The sequence below is a fragment of the Flexivirga oryzae genome (genome assembly GCF_014190805.1).
In the GTDB taxonomy this organism is placed as follows: domain Bacteria; phylum Actinomycetota; class Actinomycetes; order Actinomycetales; family Dermatophilaceae; genus Flexivirga; species Flexivirga oryzae.
The window spans coordinates 1-15,869 of record NZ_JACHVQ010000003.1; the positions used below are offsets into that span (position 1 = coordinate 1).

Sequence of the window (15,869 nt, forward strand, 5' to 3'; positions counted from 1 at the left end):
GCGCGAACCGACGAAGGCGCGTGCGCCCCGCACCCGCAAGCGCCGACGCTGGCCGGGCCGGATCATGACGGTCGTGGTGCTGGTGGCCGTGGCCTCGGGACTGCTCTATGCCCGGTCGGTCCTGTTGGGCGGCTCCGGGGACGGAGTGGTCGGCGGGGTGCACATCCCGGGCACGGATCTGGTCATCGGCGCGCACACCACGCACTCCACGAACGGCAGCGTCGACGGCATACCCGGGTCGTGGCCGCCGGTCCCGGCGGACGCCCGGACGCACCCGCTGGGGACCCCGCCGGCCAAGGCGTCGTCGTCCCACGACTACGCGTTCATCGCGACCATCGACGGCATCGATGACGGTCGACCCGTCGCCTGGGACCCGTGCCGGCCGATCCACCTGGTCGTCAACGACTCGGACGCGCCGCCGCACGGCAGCAAGCTGCTGCACGAGGCCGTCGCGCAGGTCAGCGCGGCGACCGGGCTGCGGTTCGTCTTCGACGGCACGACCTCCGAGACGCCGTCCGCGGACCGGGCCGCGGAGGACCGGGCCCGGTACGGCGACCGGTGGTCGCCGGTGCTCGTGGCGTGGACCGACCCCGGCACCGTGCCGCAGCTGAAGGGCCCGGTCGCGGGTCTGGCCGGGCCGGACGGGGCGCCATACATCGACGCGGACCAACAGCATTGGGTGAGCGGGTCGGTCGACCTCGACGGCCCCCAACTGGCCGGCGCGCTGCGGCGCGACGGCGGGTGGCAGGCCGCCCGCGCGGTCGTCATGCACGAGTTCGGCCACCTCGTCGGGCTCCGGCACGTGCCGGCCCGATCCGAGCTGATGTATGCCGACACCACCGGGCGGACCACGTTCGGCCCGGGCGACCGCGAAGGTCTGCGGCGGCTCGGGCTCGGCTCCTGCTTCACCGAGTAGGCGGCCCCACGCTGTCGCGCGATGGCGGCCCCGACCCGCTGAGGCAGCAGTCGCGTCAGAGGATCGCCGTCACCGACGGACGGCCGTGGTGCCAGGCCACCGAGCCGACATACAAACCCTTCGGTCCGTGCCCGGGCTCGGGGCCGTCCGGGTGTCCGTTGAAGAAGATCCGCCAGGTGCCGCTCTTGGTCCCGCGCATCACCTGCGCGTTGCCCCTGCCGCAGGTGTTGGTGTTGGCCGGGAACTTCAGGTTGGCCGCCTTCTTGTGCTTCCAGCCGGTCCACAGGCTGGTGTTCTGCCGGTAACGGGTGACGTAGTTGCAACGGCCGAACCAGCCGAACGAGGTGAAGAGCGTGTACCGCTTGCCGTGCTTGACCAGCACCGGGTTCTCCTCGATGTACTTGCTCCAGGAGTTGGTCAACCGGATGCTCTGACCGTTGGCGTGGACCGGATTCGCCACGACGTGGTTCGGGCTCGCCGAGTTGAGCTTCACCATGCGGATCGTGGTGTGCCACTTGCCGTGTGCGCGGAACTGCGTCTTGTAGGTCAGCACCGTCGTGTTGCCGATCCTCGCGGGGGTCGGGTCGATCAGCGAGAACCCGGCGCCCTCGCTCTTGATCTTGTCCTTCGGGCTGGTGCCGGAACCCTTCCAGCAGGCGATGGGCCGGCTGTCCGGGTGGAATGCGTGGGTTGCGGAGTTGCCGGTCGCCGAACCGATGCAGCGACGACCCTTGGTGCCTTTGACCACGCCGGAGTAGTAGACGACGAACTTGCCGTTGTCACCGCGGATGAGGGACGGCGCCCAGACCGACGCCTTCTTGTTCGTGGACATCCACTTCGGCCGGGTCGTCAGCAACCGCTTCTTCGACACCTTCCACGGCCCTCGTGCCTTCGGGGCGGTGCCGACGTGCAGCTTCCTCCAGTTGCCGGTGGCCGTGGAACGGACGTCCCCGGGCGCCGGCCGGTTCCTCACTCCCGGGTGCAGGCCGCGGACCGGTCAGTCGCCACCACCGATCGATGCGACCAGGTCGTCGATGATGGCGGCGCGTTCGGCATCACTTTCGGGCCTGCCGGGTATGCCGGGGCGGCGCTCCCACGGCCGGGGACCGTCGCTGCGCCGGTATTCCACACCGAACTCGTCCAGCCGACGCAGGTGGACCTCGAGCCGGCCGGTGAAATCGTCGAAGTCGCCGCCCGGGCCGCTCCAGAGCACCTCGGCCAGCGCGGCGAGCCGTGGGAACGCGAAGTAGTCGACCACCCGGGCCGAGTCGATGTGCTCGGTCCAGATGTTGCCCTGCCCGCCACGCACCCGGCGCGCCTGCTCCGGAGTGGCCGCAGCGGGCACCGGCCGGAATGCGTAGACCCGCTGCAGGTCGTTCACGACCCCGACCGGGATCGGCTCGGCCGGGTCGTCGGACTGCCGGTAGTCCAGGTACGCCGGGGTGTCCGGACAGGACACGACGTCGAGCCCTCTGCGGACCGCCGCGAGCGCGCCCGTCATACCGCGCCACGACGCGACCAGCGTGCCGTCCGGCACCGAGCCCTCCAGCAGCTCGTCCCAACCGAACGCCTTGCGGCCGCGGCCGGCCAGGTGCTCGACGATCCGGCCCATGAACCACGCCTGCGCCTGCACCTCGTCCGCCAGCCCGCGCTCGCGCATCAGTTGCTGGGTCCGCGGGTGCTGCCGCCACGGCTCCTTCGGGCACTCGTCGCCGCCGACGCCGATGTACGGGCCGGGGAACAGCTCGAGCAGTTCGTCGAAAACGTTGCAGAAGAACGAAACCGTGTCCTCCTCCAGGTTGAGGACGTCACTGCTGACTCCCCAGCCGGTGAGCACCTGGCTCGGTCGGTCCGGGTGCAGGCCGAGTTGCGGGTATGCCGTGATCGCGGCCTGGCTGTGGCCCGGCAGGTCGATCTCCGGCACGATCGTGATGCCGCGCTCGGCGGCGTACGCGACGACTTCCCGGATGTCGTCCTGGGTGTAGAACCCGCCGTGCGGTCGGCCGTCGGGTGCACCGGTCAGCTCGGAGCCGACGATGCTCTCGGCGCGCCACGACGCGATCTCGGTCAGCCGGGGATAGCGGTGGATCTGCACGCGCCAGCCCTGGTCGTCGGTCAGGTGCCAGTGGAACGTGTTGAGCCGGTGCAGCGCCGCCAGGTCGATGAAGCGCAGCACGTCGTGCTTGGGCAGGAAGTGCCGTGCGACGTCGAGCATGACGCCCCGCCATACGAACGCCGGCTCGTCCTCGATGACGACCTGGGTGATCCGCCAGTCGACGTCCTGGACCACGGCGCGGCGGTGCACCTGCGGCGGCATCAGCTGCAGCAGGGTGTGTATGGCGTGCAGCGCGCCGCTCGCATCCGCTGCCTCGATGCGGACCTGCGATCCGTCGACGGTGAGCCGGTACGCCTCTGCGGGAAGGGTTTCCGTCGCCCGGAGGTGGAACGTCGCGACCGCCGGGTCGGTGGCGGTCGGCAGCTCGAAGCCGGTGCTGTCCTGCAGCTGTCGGCGCAGTCTCCGCACGGCCGGCCACAGGGTCGCGTCGGCGGAGATGGTGGCGTCCGCGGTGAGCGTGAGCGTGCCGCCTCCCACCACGAGACGGCGCGGACGCGGGATGATGTCGGGCAACTGGGTCAGCCTTTCACGGCCCCGGCGGACATCCCCGAAACGAGGCGCCGCTGGAGGAAGAGGAAGAAGATCACGACGGGCAGGGAGAACAGCACCGATGCGGCCATCTGACCGGCGAAGTCGGTGCCCTTGTCGGGGGTGCTGAACGATGCCAGCCAGACCGGAAGGGTGTAGCGGCTCTGGTCCTGCATGAACGTGTAGGCGATGAGGTAGTCGTTCCACGCGGTGATGAAGGTGAAGATGCTCGTGGCGACCGCGCCGGGCGCGACCAGCGGGAACAGGATCTTGGTGAGGATCTGCCACTGGGAGGCGCCGTCCAGCCGACCGGCCTCCTCGACCTCGACCGGGACCGCCAGGAAGAAGCCCCGCATCACCCAGATCGAGAACGGCAGGACCAGCGCGAGATACGCCAGGATGAGCCCGAGGTAGGTGCCCAGCAGGCCGATCTTGTTGAACACCAGGAAGGTCGGGATCAGTAGTGCGGACGGCGGGACCATCTGGACGATCAGGACCGAGATCATGATCGTGCGCCGCCCCCGGAACTTGAAGCGGGTCAACGCGGCCGCCGCGAAGAGCCCGAGCGCGAGGGCGATCAGCACGGTGGCTCCGACGACGATCACACTGTTGCGCAGGTCTTCGGCGAAGTTGGTCTGCGTCAACGCGGTCCGGAAGTTGTCGAACGACGGCGGGCTGGGGAAGAACTTCGGCGTCGCGGACATGACGTCCTTGCGCGGCTTCAGCGCGGTGTTCAGCATCCAGTAGACCGGGAACACCCAGCAGATCGCCAGGGAGTTGACCAGCAGCCCGCCCTTGCGGCCGACCTTGTTCCTGCTGCTCACAACGACTCCCCCGAACGCACCAACTGCCGGACGTACAACCAGCTGACCGCGGCCAACAGGGCCGTGGTGACCAGTGCGATGGCTGCCCCCTGCCCCACGTGGAAACCGACGAACGCGGTCTTGTAGGCGTAGACGCCCAGGGTGCTGGTGCTGTCGCCCGGCCCGCCACCGGACACCAGCCAGATCTGGTTGAAAACATTGAAGTCCCAGATCACCGACAGGATGGTGACCAGCAGGAACGTGGGCTTGAGGATGGGCATGGTGATCGACCACCAGGTGCGCCATTCGCCGGCCCCGTCGATGCGTGCGGCCTCGGTCAGCTCTCCCGGGATCTGGGTCAGTGCGGCATACAGGGTCAGGGCGATGAACGGCACCGCCTGCCAGACGATCAGCAACCAGATGACCAGGAACGCCAGCCACTTGTCGTTGGCCCAGTCGGTGTTCGTCAGGTCACCGAAGACGTGCAGTTTCGTGAGGATCCAGTTGGCGACGCCGTATCCGGGCTGGAAGAGCCAGTTCCAGACGACCGAGGACGCGACCGTCGGCATGGCCCAGGCGAGGACCAGCGAGACGGTGAAGACGGTGCGCACCGCGGTGCCCAGGCGGGTGAGCAGGTAGGCGAAGAACGCGCCGATCAGCACGCTGCCGACGACCAGTGCGGCGGTGAACAGGAAGGTTCGTGCGGTCGCCGACCAGAACGCACTGTCCTGGAACAACTGCGTGTACTGGTCGACGCCGGTCCAGCCGAAAACACCTGTGAACAAAGACCGCTGGTCGTAGTCCGTGAACGACACGAATGCCAGCAGCACGATCGGCACCAGCGTCACAACGCCGATGACGACCAGCGACGGGCTCACCATCAGCCACGGTGCGCGTTGGCCAGCACGCGGGGCCGCGGGCGCCGTCCCGGGCGCGGCCAGCCCGGGACGGCTGTCTTTGGTCAGCAGGCTCACGACGGGTCAGCCGGCGTTGAGGGTCTTGTTGAGCTTGCCGTCGAACGACTTCGCGGCGTTCGCGACGGACTGCTTGCCCGAGGCGATCGAGGAGAAGAGGTTGTTCACGTCCTTGGTGCCTTCGATCGTCGCCCACTGCGGGCTGGCAGGCGTCGCCTTGGAGATGAGTGCAGCGGTGAAGAAGCCCTTGGTGATCGCCGGCACGTCGGCGGTGGCCGCCTTGGTCGCCTGCGTGGAGTTCGGGATCCAGCCGTCGTTCCCGAAGACCCACTTCTGCTGCATCTGCGGGCTCGCGGCGATCTTCGTCCACTGCAGCGCCAACTGCTGGTTCTTGCTCTTGGCGGCGATGCCCCAGTCGGAGCCGCCCAGCATCACCGGCTGCGTGCCATCGGCCGCCGGCATGGCGAAGGTGCCCAGGTCCGAGTCCTTCAGCGCTGGATTCGCCTTCTGAATATTGGCGATTGCGCCGTTGGTCGCGACGATCGCGCTGGTCTTGCCGTCGGCGAAGACCTGGTTCTGGTCGGGTGTGTCGGTGAAGAGGGTCTGAGACGCGGTGGAGGAGTACGCGTTCTGGAACTTCTTGAACGCCGTCAGGCCTTTCTGCGCCTGGGGTGTGCTCAGCCCGGCGGTCCACGTGTCACCGGACTTCGTGGCGAGGTCGCCGCCGGCCGACCAGACGAACTGCATGCCGACGTACCAGTCCTGACCCGGCAGGTAGAACGGCGAGAAGTCGCTGCCCGACTGGGCGGCCTTGACCTTTGCGAGGTCGCTCTCCAGCTCACTCATGGTCGTGGGCGCGGAGGTGACGCCGGCCTTCTTCCACATGGTCTTGTTGTAGATCACCGCGCGGGCACCGGCGAATCCCGGCACCGCGTAGAGCTTTCCGTCGACCGTGGCGGGCTCGACCAGTCCGCCGAGCCAGGTCTGGCCCTGCTGCAGGTCCTTCTTGTATGACGTCAGGTCCGCCAGCCCGCCGGTGGCGGCGAAGCTCGCGACCTGGGTGTTGCCGATGTCCAGGACGTCCGGCGGGGTCGAGGTGCTCAGTGCCGTGGTGATCTTCGTGGTGATGCCGTCCCACTGCTGGACCTGGACGTCGACCTTGGCGCCGGTCTGCTTGGTGAACTGGGCATTGATCGCGTTGAGCGTCTTGTCGGTGTAGTCGTCCTGCATCACCCAGACGGTGATCTTCTTGCCTGCAGCGTTGGACGCGCTGGGCACCGACTGCGGTGAGTCCGCTCCCTGGCTGCTGCCGCCGGAGCAGGCGGTGAGGCCGAGGGTTGCGACCAGGCCGGCGCTGAGGGCATAGAGGTACCTGCGTTTGGGCATGGGTGTCTCCTGAGAGGTGAGGTGTATCTTGCGAGAAGTGTTGGTGGTTCAGCGAATTCCAAGATCAGCGAGGATCAGGCAGAGCGCTCCTTGGAGGATGAGTTCGTCGGTGTCGGCGAGGGCGGATATCTGAGGTTCGGCGTTGATGCCGGCCAGCGTTCGTTCCAGCACGGTGGAGGTGGCCGCATCGAGGAAGGCGTCCGATCCGACGAGGTCGGCGGAGCCTGCGACGACGACTTGGGTGAGGTTCAGGGCGCTGATCACGCCGGACAGCGCGAGGCCGAGGGCGGCGCCGGCCTCGGCGAGCGCGTCGTCGCCGCGCGCCTCGACGCGGGGTCGCAGGTTGTGCGGGTCGAGGTAGGCCTGCAGGCAGCCGCGTCGGCCGCAGGTGCACTCGGGTCCGTCGGGATCGACCGACAGGTGCCCGATCTCGCCGGCTGCGAAGGTCTCGCCTTCCAGCAACTGGTCGCCGATGACCAGGCCGGCGCCGACGCCGTGTTCGACATACACGAGCATCAGGTTGTGTGCCTCGATGCCGTGCAGTTGTCGGGCGGCGATGGTGGCGGCGTTCACGTCGTTGCCGACGTGGACCTGCCGGTCGAGGCGCTCGGACAGCAACGCGGCCAGTGGCACGTCGGCCCAGCCGAGGTGAGAGGCACGGACCACGGTGCCGTCGGCGTCGATGACCCCGGGGACCGCGAGCGCGACGCCGACGACGTGGTAGGTGTCGTCGGCCTCGCGCGCCACCTGCTCGACGAACGCGAGCACGTCTTCGACCGGCGTCTGCTCCCTGCCGGGAGCGAGCGGGAGGCGACCGGAATTGAGCAGCTTCCCGGACAGCGTGGTGATGCCGGCGACCACCCCGGAGCTGTCGGAGAGGTCTCCGACGACCACGACGGCGTCGCTGTCGTTGACCTTCACGAGGCTGCCGGGTTTGCCGCGTCGGGCGGGAACGGCTTCCCCGACATCGACCACGAGGTACTCGGCCTGCAGGTCGCTGATCACGGCGGACACCGTCGGCGCGGTGAGCGCGGTGCGGCGGGCCAGCTCGGCGCGGCTCATCGCGCCGTCGTGGAAGAGCGTGTCGAGCAACAGCGCGCGGTTGTGCCGACGCGTGTCCCCGATCTCGGCCTTCGCCCAGGACCGGCGGACACGTGCGGTCGGGTCGGAGACCCCTGCACGGCCTGTCATCTCTTCTCCTAAAGGTTCTTTAGTAAAGGAACTAAAGAACCTTTAGAGGGGGTTCGTCAACGGTTTCGGCGAACGTCTCAGTGGGTGAGATGCGCGGCGGCGCAGGCGATGCAGGTCCGGGCGGTCGGTCGCGCCTGCAGCCGGCCCGCCGCGATCGGCTGCCCGCAGCGGGCGCAGCTCCCGTAGCTGCCGTCGGCCAGTCGCTCGAGGGCAGCGTCGATCTCGGCCAGGTGCTCACGGGCCTGCTGTGCGAGCGCCGAGACCTGCGCGCGCTCGAACGCGATGGTGGCGCCCTCCGGGTCGTGCTCGTCGTCGGCGTTGGAGTCCCGGGAGGCCTCGACGACGTTGTCGAAGTCGTCGGTCAGCGCGGCGAGCCGCTGCGACGCCTGTTGCCGCTCGGCCTCCAGCAGTTCGCGTGCGCCCTCCATCCGCTCATGGTGGCATGGCGAGCCGGGGCGGCGCGGCCGCACTAGATTTGGGATCGTGCAGGAACACACGCGATTCGACGACGAAGCGGCGACGTGGGACGACGACGCCGACCATGAGAGGCGGCAGGTCGCGGTGGCCCGGGCCATCGAGGACGCGGTGGACCTCGACCCGGGGATGCGCGCCCTGGATATCGGCGGCGGCACCGGGCGGCTGAGCATCCTGCTCGCCGATCGGGTCGGCTCCGTGGTGGTCACGGATCCGTCGGCCGGGATGGTGCAGGTCGCGCAGCAGCGGATCGAGGCGGCACACCTCGGTGACCGGTTGCACGCGGTGCGGGCGGACCTGTCGACCGGTCACCTCGACGGTCGGTATGACGTGGCGTGGAGCTCGATGGCGCTGCACCACGTGCACGACGTGGATGCGCTGTTGCGGTCCGTGGCAGGGCTTTTGGCTGACGGCGGACGGATCGCCATCGCCGATCTCGACGAGGACCCTGACGGCGCCCTGCATGCCGACAAACCCGACTTCGACGGACATCACGGATTCGCCCGGCCGGATCTCGCCGGGCGATTGACGCGTGCCGGCTTCACCGAGGTGGTCTTCGTCGACGCCACGACCATCACCAAGAACGAGCGCGAGTTCGGGATCTTCCTGTGTACGGCGACCAAGGCGTAGCGACGACTCCGGGACCCGACCGCGCAGGTGGTCCCTCACCCGAAGGGCGAAAAATGCCAGGTGTGAAAGCCGACCCGATCGAGTTGCTGCGCGCTCGCACGAGCGAGAAATGGGTGACGTACCCCGACGACGTGCTGCCCCTGTTCGTCGCGGAGACCGACTACCCGATCGCGCCGGTGGTGGCGGAGGCGGTCATCGACCGGGTCCGAGCGTCCGACACCGGTTACGTGAGCGACGCATCCCCTGCGGCCCGGGCCTTTGCCGGGTTCGCGGGGCGCCGCTGGGACTGGGCCCTCGACCCCTCGCTCGTGCGGTGCACCACCGACGTCAGTGTCGCGATCGTCGAGGTGCTGCGCGTGTTGCTGGAGCCGGGGTCACGGGTGGCGATCATGCCGCCGGTGTATCCGCCCTTCTTCGGACTCGTCCCGGAGGCAGGGCACACGACCTACGAGGTTCCACTGGTGGACCGGCGGATCGACCTCGCCGGGGTCGAAGCGGCGTTCGTGGACGGTGTGAAGGCTGTGCTCCTGTGCCATCCCCACAACCCGATCGGCGTACCTCATCCGGCGGATGACCTGCGGGCGCTCGCCGAACTCGCCCGGGAGCACGGGGCGTTCGTCGTCAGCGACGAGATCCACGGGCCGCTGACGCACCCGGACGGTCACTTCGTGCCGTTCCTCGACACGTGCGCGGCCGCTCGCGAGGTCGGCGTCTGTGTCACGTCCGCGTCGAAGGGCTGGAACATCGCCGGCTTCAAGTGCGCGATGATCGTCGCCGACGACCCGGCCGTGAACGCGCGCCTCGACCGGATGAGTGAGGAGGTGCTGTGGCGCACCAGCATCCTCGGAATGCACGCATCCGCAGCGGCATTCACGCATGGTGCGGAGTGGCTCGACGCGACCATCGCCGCCATGGTCGAGAGTCGGCGGCTGTTGACCAGCCTGCTGGCAGAGCACCTGCCGGAAGTCGACTACCGCGAACCCACCGCCAGCTACCTCGCCTGGCTCGATCTGCGAGCGCTGGCCGACGACCCGAACCCCGCCGCTCGGATCCTCACGGACGCGAAGGTCGCGCTGACCCCCGGACCGGACTTCGGCGCCCCGGGCGTCGGGCACGTCCGGCTCAACCTCGCGTGCTCGGCGGAGATGCTCACGGCCGCGGTCGAGCGGATCGCCACGACGTACCGATCCTGAGCTGGACGTACCTGCAGCATGTCAGCGATGCGCGCTGCTCTACCGTCCGGTCATGATCGACTTCTAGAACGCGTCCGTGATGAAGCTGGGCGAGATCAGCCCAACGGATGTACTCGACGACCTCGGCCCGCTCCTCATCGAGTCAGAGGCTGTCCTTCACGCCTTCCGGTGCGTGACTATGTCGTGTTCACCGACCGCCGACTCAACGCGGTGAATGTTCAGGGCATCACTGGAAAGAAGCGGGCCTACACCTCCTTGCCGTGGGCGAAAGTCCAGGCCTGGCCCGTGGAGACTGCAGGCAAACTCGACCTCGACTCGGAACTGGAACTTTGGTTCAGCGGACTCGGCAAGGTGCGGCTCGAGTTCAAGGGCAAGGTTGACATCCGGACAATCGGACAGCTGATCGGCTCGTACGCGCTTCGTTGACGGCGGGTGCGAATCGGTCAAGTCCTAGCGTCACTCCGCCCAGAATGACGCGGCACCTGGGCCACCCGCTCAAGCACGTGGGCGACCCATTGGGCGACCCAGTAACAACTCGGCCGGCTGGGCGCTGCATCGCGACAGCTTCACCGCAGTCGATGATGCGGACGCAGCTGGCTAGTCTGCATCCAGGCCGGGGCCGGGAAGCGTTCCCGGTTCAGCTTCGCGGATGCCGGTCGCGGTGAACTTCCGATCCATCCGTCCGTCACCACGCTCGCGAACAGCCACTGTCGCCGCAACTTCAACCCAGTCGTCCACCTTCCAGCGGTGAAGGTCGGCGGGAGGCAACTCCGAAGCGTCAAACTGAACCAGTCCGTCCGCAGTCTCGATGGCCCAGCGCTGGCGACTGCTGATCGTCTGGAGCGGACCAATCAGCGTCTCCGGCTCTGCGTCCAGGCCACGTCCCTCCACGACCTCCCGGATGAACTTCGCCTTGGACGGGTCCACGCTCGCGCGTCGAGTCGGTTTGGCCGGTTCGCGCCAACTGACGTCGAGAGTGACATTGCTCTTGTCAATTGCCAGAGCCAGCGCATTTACCGCGCCACCGACCCTTGGCCCGAGCTCGCGCAACTGCCGAGCAATCGCGTCGCCTGTCTCTGCGCCTTGGTCGACTCCGGCCGCCAGAAACTCCACCAGGCGCTCCGAGGCGCGGTCAGCGAGCGGACGCTGCGCCAGTTCCTCAGTAGTTGTTTGCCCGTGTGGCTCCGCCTCGTCCATAGGCGATTGCTTCGGCTCGACGACAAACACGACTGATCCCGGCTGCGGTGACGCGGTGAGCATGAGCTGCGTTCGGAGGACGACCGACGCGGAGAACTTGCCCCGAACTGACTTGACGTCTTCTAGGGCGGCGCCGGTCGCCGTGACCGCCTTCTGCCAGGCGCTCGACAGGCTACCCACGTCGTCAAGGTTGGCGCTGTTCCCAACGACAGCAGAGCCAGTGAAGCGGAGAACGCCGGACGAGTGCAACGTGCGCGCGGTGCCGGCCTCGCGCCGAACGATCGCTTCGACGCCCAGCCTTGACAAGTCCTCAGGTTCGTAGCGTACGGCTGGATGTTCTTCCGTGAAGCGCTGCCGGAGGCTCGCAAGAAGGCCAGTGACGTCTGGCAGGTTGTCACTTGTAGCCATCAATCATCACCTCCACGTAGCCGCGTCGTGGAATCGACTCCCGCCGGGCGTCGGAGTCCTTAGCCCGTACCCATAGATCATCCCAGTAACCACGCAAAGCGTAGTAGTCCGTTCCGGGTTCTGGGTTTGCTCCGGACGAAGGGCACCAGCGCAAGATGTACGAGTCCACGTTCAGCCCGAGCGAGTCCTTCGCGCCGTTACCGCCTGCCAACAACTCAACAATCGACCAGTCCTGTGGCCGCTGGCGCACCGCTTGCAAATCGGCCGCCTCCACCACGAACACTGAGTCGATATCACCTGGCACGAGCTTTGACGAGAGGAAACTGCCCGACAGCCAGGCAGCAGGAACGGTGCCGACCAGCTGCTTGAGCAGCGACAACGCCTTGAGCCAGTCGCGCCAAATCGCGGCGCGCTCCGGACCGCGCCCGGCCACGAACGCCGCCTCCACCTCCGCCGGGCTGCATGCCCAGCGTCCATGCGGCAAGTAGTCCCCCTGTAGCGCAGGCAGCCCCACGGTCGCCCCTCCCGAATGCCAAACGAACCGACGATACGAGCCACACATTGCCACCGATTCCGTGCGTCTGTTGGCGAAACGCGCCGTGTTGAAATCATCGCGGTCGTGTCGTATGCCCAGTCCGCGTCGTCCTCGCCGGCCACCTTGGCCCGGGAAGACTCCACGTAGTCCGGCCATAGTCCGTACCGGACCTGAGGACATCATGCAGCCCTCAGCCCTACGTCGTCGTGACCCCCATTGGCCATCCGGTACCACGCATCGCGTTCGAACATCAGTCGCCCCCTCAGCCGGATCACTCACACACCGAATCTACGGACGGTCACCGACAACCACGCGCAAGCGGCTATTGAGATCCAAGGCATGATGTCCGTGCTCTGGCGGCGGCGAAGATGTACCACCGTGGTCCAACTGCGTCGGCCTCGCAGCCAAGCAAGCGTGAACACTGTCGCCGACAAACCCCAGGCTGCCGAGCGGCCATTGATCTACCCCGGCCGCCGTCGGGCGCGTCTTTCCGCCGCGGGTGATGGCCCGTGCTCCCCATGCTGCGCGGAGGCGTTCTGTCCCCGATGGGTCGGTGGAGCGAGCCCATCCTACGGCCGAAGCGTTTCAGCGGAATCAGCCTCACATCGTGCGGTGGCGTCCTAGCCTGGCGGCGAGACGTTTAGGGAGGGTCTGATGGCCAAGAGGAGAGGGTTCTTCGCAGAACTGCAGCGGCAGTCGGCGCAGGCTGAGAGGCAACGGCGACAGGCTGAGGTGCACGCTGCGCGAATGCGCGCCCAGAATCTGCGCCTGCAACAGCAGGCGGCCCGGGAGGCAGAGCGCCAGGCGCGGCAGAACGCGCGTGCGCACGAGTCGCTGGTGCGGCAACTCGCTGCCGAGGAAAAACGTCGGCATCAGCAGGAGCAACAGGACGAAACTGCGGCCCGCAATCGCGAACTGGCAGAGCGAACGAACTCAATCGAAGGCCTCTTCTCCACGAGGATCGAACACCTGGCACCGGTGGACCGGTCCCGGTTCCATGTCGAGCCAGCCCATCCACCGTTTGCGTCGAAGCATGACCGGATCGTCGCTCCGCCCCCGGCACCGCAACTGCCGCCCGAGCCAAGATTCACACCGCCCCCACCGCCGCAGGGCATGAGCGCCCGGTTCGGCGGGGCGAAGAAGCACGCCGAAGAGGTCGCACGACTTCAGGCGTTGCACAACACCATCCACGCGAATTGGGACCAGCAGCGGTCGGCATTGCTAGGTGAGCACGCGCACCGCATGGCCGAGCACGAACAAGCCGAGGCCGCGCGGAAGCAGCGGCTGAACTTTGACCGGATGAAGTACCAGTCGGAGTGTGAGCAGCGGGTCGCACAGGTGGAGGAGACCAACCGGCACGCCGACGAGATGCTCGACGCCTACGACCAGGGCCATCCGGCGGCGGTCCGCGACCTCATCGAGGTCTGCCTGGGATTGTCGTCCTGGCCAGATTTCATGCCCGATGACCAGATGGAGATCGACTACGCGGCGGACGATCAGGAACTCATGATCGTCCACACTCTGCCGTCGCCGGATGTTGTTCCGGCCGTGCGTGAGTACAAGTACCGGCCGACCACGGACGAGATCGCGTCAACGAAACTGCCTGTCACGGAACGCAAGCGGCTCTACCGCGGATTCATTGCGTCGGCTGCTGCCCGCACCATCGCCGAGGTCTTCACCCACGACACAGCACGACACATTGCGTCCATCTCCTACCGCGGCGTCATCGAAGGAATCGACCCCGCCACCGGCCAGGACACCACCATCACTCTGGTGGCGGTCGCCACAGACCGCGAACGGTTCAGCCAGCTCGAACTGACACGAGTCGACCCGGAGGCGATGCTCAAACACCTCGGAGCAGTCATGTCGAAATCACCGCTGGATATGCGACCCGCACCCACTGCCGGCGGCGTCCGCACCGTCGGCCGCTGATGCTATGACCGCACACGTGTTCAACCCGCCACCTGGGTGGCCCACTCCCCCACCCGGCTGGGCTCCTCCCGCGGGATGGCAACCAAATCCCGCATGGCCACCGCCGCCACCAGGCTGGAAGCTATGGACTCCAACCGTCCCGGCACAAGCACCTGTGGACACCGCGGCAGAGGCACCTGACGCGGAAGAATCGATCGCGCACTCGACCTCAGAAATGGTCTCGGCGCAGGATCAACTGGTGGAGTTGGAAGCGGAGATCCGCGACCGGACCATCCGCCTCAAAGGTCTCGAGAAACAGATCCGGCGGGCGACACAGGAACTTGCCAGCGCCACCACCGCAGGCGCGCATCCAGTGGCCACGCCACAGGCTCCGCCTGAACCCGCAACCACCGACCTCGGTTCAGCCGGTTCAGAGCTCCGCGCACTTGAGGCCGAAATCGCCAAGCGCAGAACAGAACTCGTCGAATTCGATGACCAACTGATGCTGCAACGCGTCGGCGTCTATTACTACCGGCACCCGCTGGACAACTCCCCCCAGTACAAACAAGCCCTGGACGAACTTCGTGAACAGATCAAGGACGCCATCAAACAGGGCGACGCAGTCATCGCCTCCGACTCGTTCGTCTTCAACAACTCCCTGGCCCAAGGCCGCAAGATGGTCGCCGACTACGCGAAACTGGTGTTGCGAGCCTTCAACGCCGAAGCGGACGCCGCCGTGCGATCACTGCGAGCCGGCGGACTGGAGAACGCGCAAGCACGCTTGCAGCGGTCCGCCGATGCGATCGCCCGGCTTGGCCGGCTGATGGAGATACGTGTCGCCGACTCCTACCTCACCCTCCGCAAAACCGAGCTCGAACTCACCTCGGACTACCTGATGAAGGTCCAGCAGGAGAAGGAAGCAGAACGCGACGAACGTGCCCGGCTGCGCGAAGAACGACTCGCCGAGAAAGAACTGGCCGCCGAGCGGGAACGCCTCAACAAGGAACACAGCCACTACAGCAACGTCTACCAAGAGCTCATCGCCCAAGGACGCACCGAAGAAGCCGAACAGATCCGCGAACGCATCACCGCCATCGGCGCCGCCATCGAACACAACGACTACCGGGCCGCGAACATCCGCGCCGGATTCGTTTACGTCATCAGCAATGTCGGTGCGTTCGGAACCAACGTCGTCAAAATCGGCCTGACCAGGCGTCTCGAACCAATGGACCGGGTCCGTGAACTCGGCGACGCATCCGTGCCCTTCCCGTTCGACGTGCACATCCTGTACTTCTCCGACGACGCCGTCACCCTCGAGACGCAACTGCATCAGGCGTTCGCGGACCGCAAGCTCAACAATGTCAACCTGCGCCGAGAATTCTTCTTCGCCACACCTGCAGAGGTGAAGGCCGAACTCGAGAAAAACGTCGGATCGCTACTGGAGTACGTCGACTCCCCCGTCTCCGAGCAGTTCCTACAAAGCCTCAGTGCCTGGCCGCGCAATGTTGAACGCTTCGCGACAGGGATGTAGGCGTCCTAGTCTGTCCTTGCAGTCGATCTTCCCAACATTCGCTGAACGCCTCGGGGCAGGGTGACCTGGCACGCGTTAAGAACGCATGCGATGGCAGCGAGATCTTGGTCCGCGCCTGACATGTTGGTTACGCGGC

Annotated in this window: 15 protein-coding genes; 6 read left to right on the forward strand and 9 right to left on the reverse strand. The window is 67.0% G+C overall.

Annotated elements, in window-relative coordinates; translation table 11 throughout:
• On the forward strand, nucleotides 1-916 hold a 916-nt coding region (locus FHU39_RS16965; RefSeq protein ID WP_183321820.1), incomplete at its 5' end, for a matrixin family metalloprotease.
• A gap of 55 nt (nucleotides 917-971) precedes the next feature.
• Here the strand turns inward: FHU39_RS16965 and FHU39_RS16970 are convergent.
• The 7 genes from FHU39_RS16970 to FHU39_RS17000 all read right to left on the reverse strand — a co-directional run bounded on the left by FHU39_RS16970 (nucleotide 972) and on the right by FHU39_RS17000 (nucleotide 8,282).
• On the reverse strand, nucleotides 972-1,889 hold the full coding sequence (locus FHU39_RS16970) for a glycoside hydrolase family protein (RefSeq protein WP_183321822.1): 918 nt from the start codon (nucleotides 1,887-1,889) through the stop codon (nucleotides 972-974).
• Nucleotides 1,890-1,913: 24 nt separating this feature from the next.
• A complete protein-coding gene (locus tag FHU39_RS16975; RefSeq protein ID WP_221185647.1) occupies nucleotides 1,914-3,545 on the reverse strand; it encodes a beta-N-acetylhexosaminidase in 1,632 nt (543 codons plus the stop codon).
• 5 nt (nucleotides 3,546-3,550) lie between these two features.
• The gene (locus FHU39_RS16980; protein ID WP_221185648.1) at nucleotides 3,551-4,384 is read right to left on the reverse strand and encodes an ABC transporter permease subunit; all 834 of its coding nucleotides are present in this window, start codon (nucleotides 4,382-4,384) and stop codon (nucleotides 3,551-3,553) included.
• Nucleotides 4,381-5,337: an ABC transporter permease subunit gene (locus FHU39_RS16985; RefSeq protein WP_221185649.1), complete on the reverse strand. Its 957-nt coding sequence runs from the start codon at nucleotides 5,335-5,337 to the stop codon at nucleotides 4,381-4,383. Before FHU39_RS16985 ends, FHU39_RS16980 begins: the two co-directional genes overlap by 4 nt.
• 6 nt (nucleotides 5,338-5,343) lie before the next feature.
• A complete protein-coding gene (locus tag FHU39_RS16990; RefSeq protein ID WP_183321824.1) occupies nucleotides 5,344-6,663 on the reverse strand; it encodes a sugar ABC transporter substrate-binding protein in 1,320 nt (439 codons plus the stop codon).
• 48 nt (nucleotides 6,664-6,711) lie between these two features.
• Nucleotides 6,712-7,854, reverse strand: a complete 1,143-nt coding sequence (locus FHU39_RS16995; protein WP_183321826.1) for an ROK family transcriptional regulator — start codon at nucleotides 7,852-7,854, stop codon at nucleotides 6,712-6,714.
• A 77-nt stretch (nucleotides 7,855-7,931) separates the two neighbouring features.
• Entirely contained in the window at nucleotides 7,932-8,282 is a 351-nt protein-coding gene (locus tag FHU39_RS17000; protein WP_183321827.1) for a TraR/DksA family transcriptional regulator, read from the reverse strand.
• A gap of 55 nt (nucleotides 8,283-8,337) precedes the next feature.
• On the opposite strand from FHU39_RS17000, the gene FHU39_RS17005 reads away from it, so the two are divergent.
• From FHU39_RS17005 to FHU39_RS25045, 3 genes are all read left to right on the forward strand, one after another.
• Nucleotides 8,338-8,958 carry a methyltransferase domain-containing protein gene (locus FHU39_RS17005; RefSeq protein WP_183321829.1) on the forward strand — a complete coding sequence of 207 codons (621 nt, stop codon included), beginning with the start codon at nucleotides 8,338-8,340 and terminating at the stop codon, nucleotides 8,956-8,958.
• A gap of 53 nt (nucleotides 8,959-9,011) precedes the next feature.
• Complete coding sequence (locus tag FHU39_RS17010) at nucleotides 9,012-10,151, forward strand: MalY/PatB family protein (RefSeq protein ID WP_183321831.1); 1,140 nt, start codon at nucleotides 9,012-9,014, stop codon at nucleotides 10,149-10,151.
• A 168-nt stretch (nucleotides 10,152-10,319) separates the two neighbouring features.
• Nucleotides 10,320-10,577 (forward strand): PH domain-containing protein, encoded by a 258-nt coding sequence (locus tag FHU39_RS25045; protein ID WP_343065955.1) that lies wholly within the window; start codon nucleotides 10,320-10,322, stop codon nucleotides 10,575-10,577.
• 171 nt (nucleotides 10,578-10,748) lie between these two features.
• On the opposite strand, the gene FHU39_RS17020 is transcribed toward FHU39_RS25045, so the two are convergent.
• Together FHU39_RS17020 and FHU39_RS17025 are read right to left on the reverse strand one after the other, a co-directional pair.
• Nucleotides 10,749-11,756, reverse strand: a complete 1,008-nt coding sequence (locus tag FHU39_RS17020; protein WP_183321833.1) for a hypothetical protein — start codon at nucleotides 11,754-11,756, stop codon at nucleotides 10,749-10,751.
• Complete coding sequence (locus FHU39_RS17025) at nucleotides 11,743-12,270, reverse strand: DUF6932 family protein (RefSeq protein ID WP_183321835.1); 528 nt, start codon at nucleotides 12,268-12,270, stop codon at nucleotides 11,743-11,745. The genes FHU39_RS17020 and FHU39_RS17025 overlap by 14 nt, the downstream gene beginning before the upstream one ends.
• Nucleotides 12,271-13,128: 858 nt before the next feature.
• On the opposite strand from FHU39_RS17025, the gene FHU39_RS17030 reads away from it, so the two are divergent.
• Both FHU39_RS17030 and FHU39_RS25050 read left to right on the forward strand, forming a co-directional pair.
• The gene (locus tag FHU39_RS17030) at nucleotides 13,129-14,223 is read left to right on the forward strand and encodes a hypothetical protein (RefSeq protein WP_183321836.1); all 1,095 of its coding nucleotides are present in this window, start codon (nucleotides 13,129-13,131) and stop codon (nucleotides 14,221-14,223) included.
• A gap of 154 nt (nucleotides 14,224-14,377) precedes the next feature.
• Nucleotides 14,378-15,733: an SNIPE associated domain-containing protein gene (locus FHU39_RS25050; RefSeq protein WP_343065956.1), complete on the forward strand. Its 1,356-nt coding sequence runs from the start codon at nucleotides 14,378-14,380 to the stop codon at nucleotides 15,731-15,733.
• Nucleotides 15,734-15,869 lie beyond the last annotated feature (136 nt).

Excerpts from the sequence above, each read along its gene's own strand:
- FHU39_RS16995 (WP_183321826.1), bottom strand. The coding sequence starts at position 7,854 with ATGACAGGCCGTGCAGGGGTCTCCGACCCGACCGCACGTGTCCGCCGG.
- FHU39_RS16990 (WP_183321824.1), bottom strand. The coding sequence starts at position 6,663 with ATGCCCAAACGCAGGTACCTCTATGCCCTCAGCGCCGGCCTGGTCGCA.
- FHU39_RS17000 (WP_183321827.1), bottom strand. The coding sequence starts at position 8,282 with ATGGAGGGCGCACGCGAACTGCTGGAGGCCGAGCGGCAACAGGCGTCG.
- FHU39_RS17020 (WP_183321833.1), bottom strand. The coding sequence starts at position 11,756 with ATGGCTACAAGTGACAACCTGCCAGACGTCACTGGCCTTCTTGCGAGC.
- FHU39_RS17010 (WP_183321831.1), top strand. The coding sequence starts at position 9,012 with ATGCCAGGTGTGAAAGCCGACCCGATCGAGTTGCTGCGCGCTCGCACG.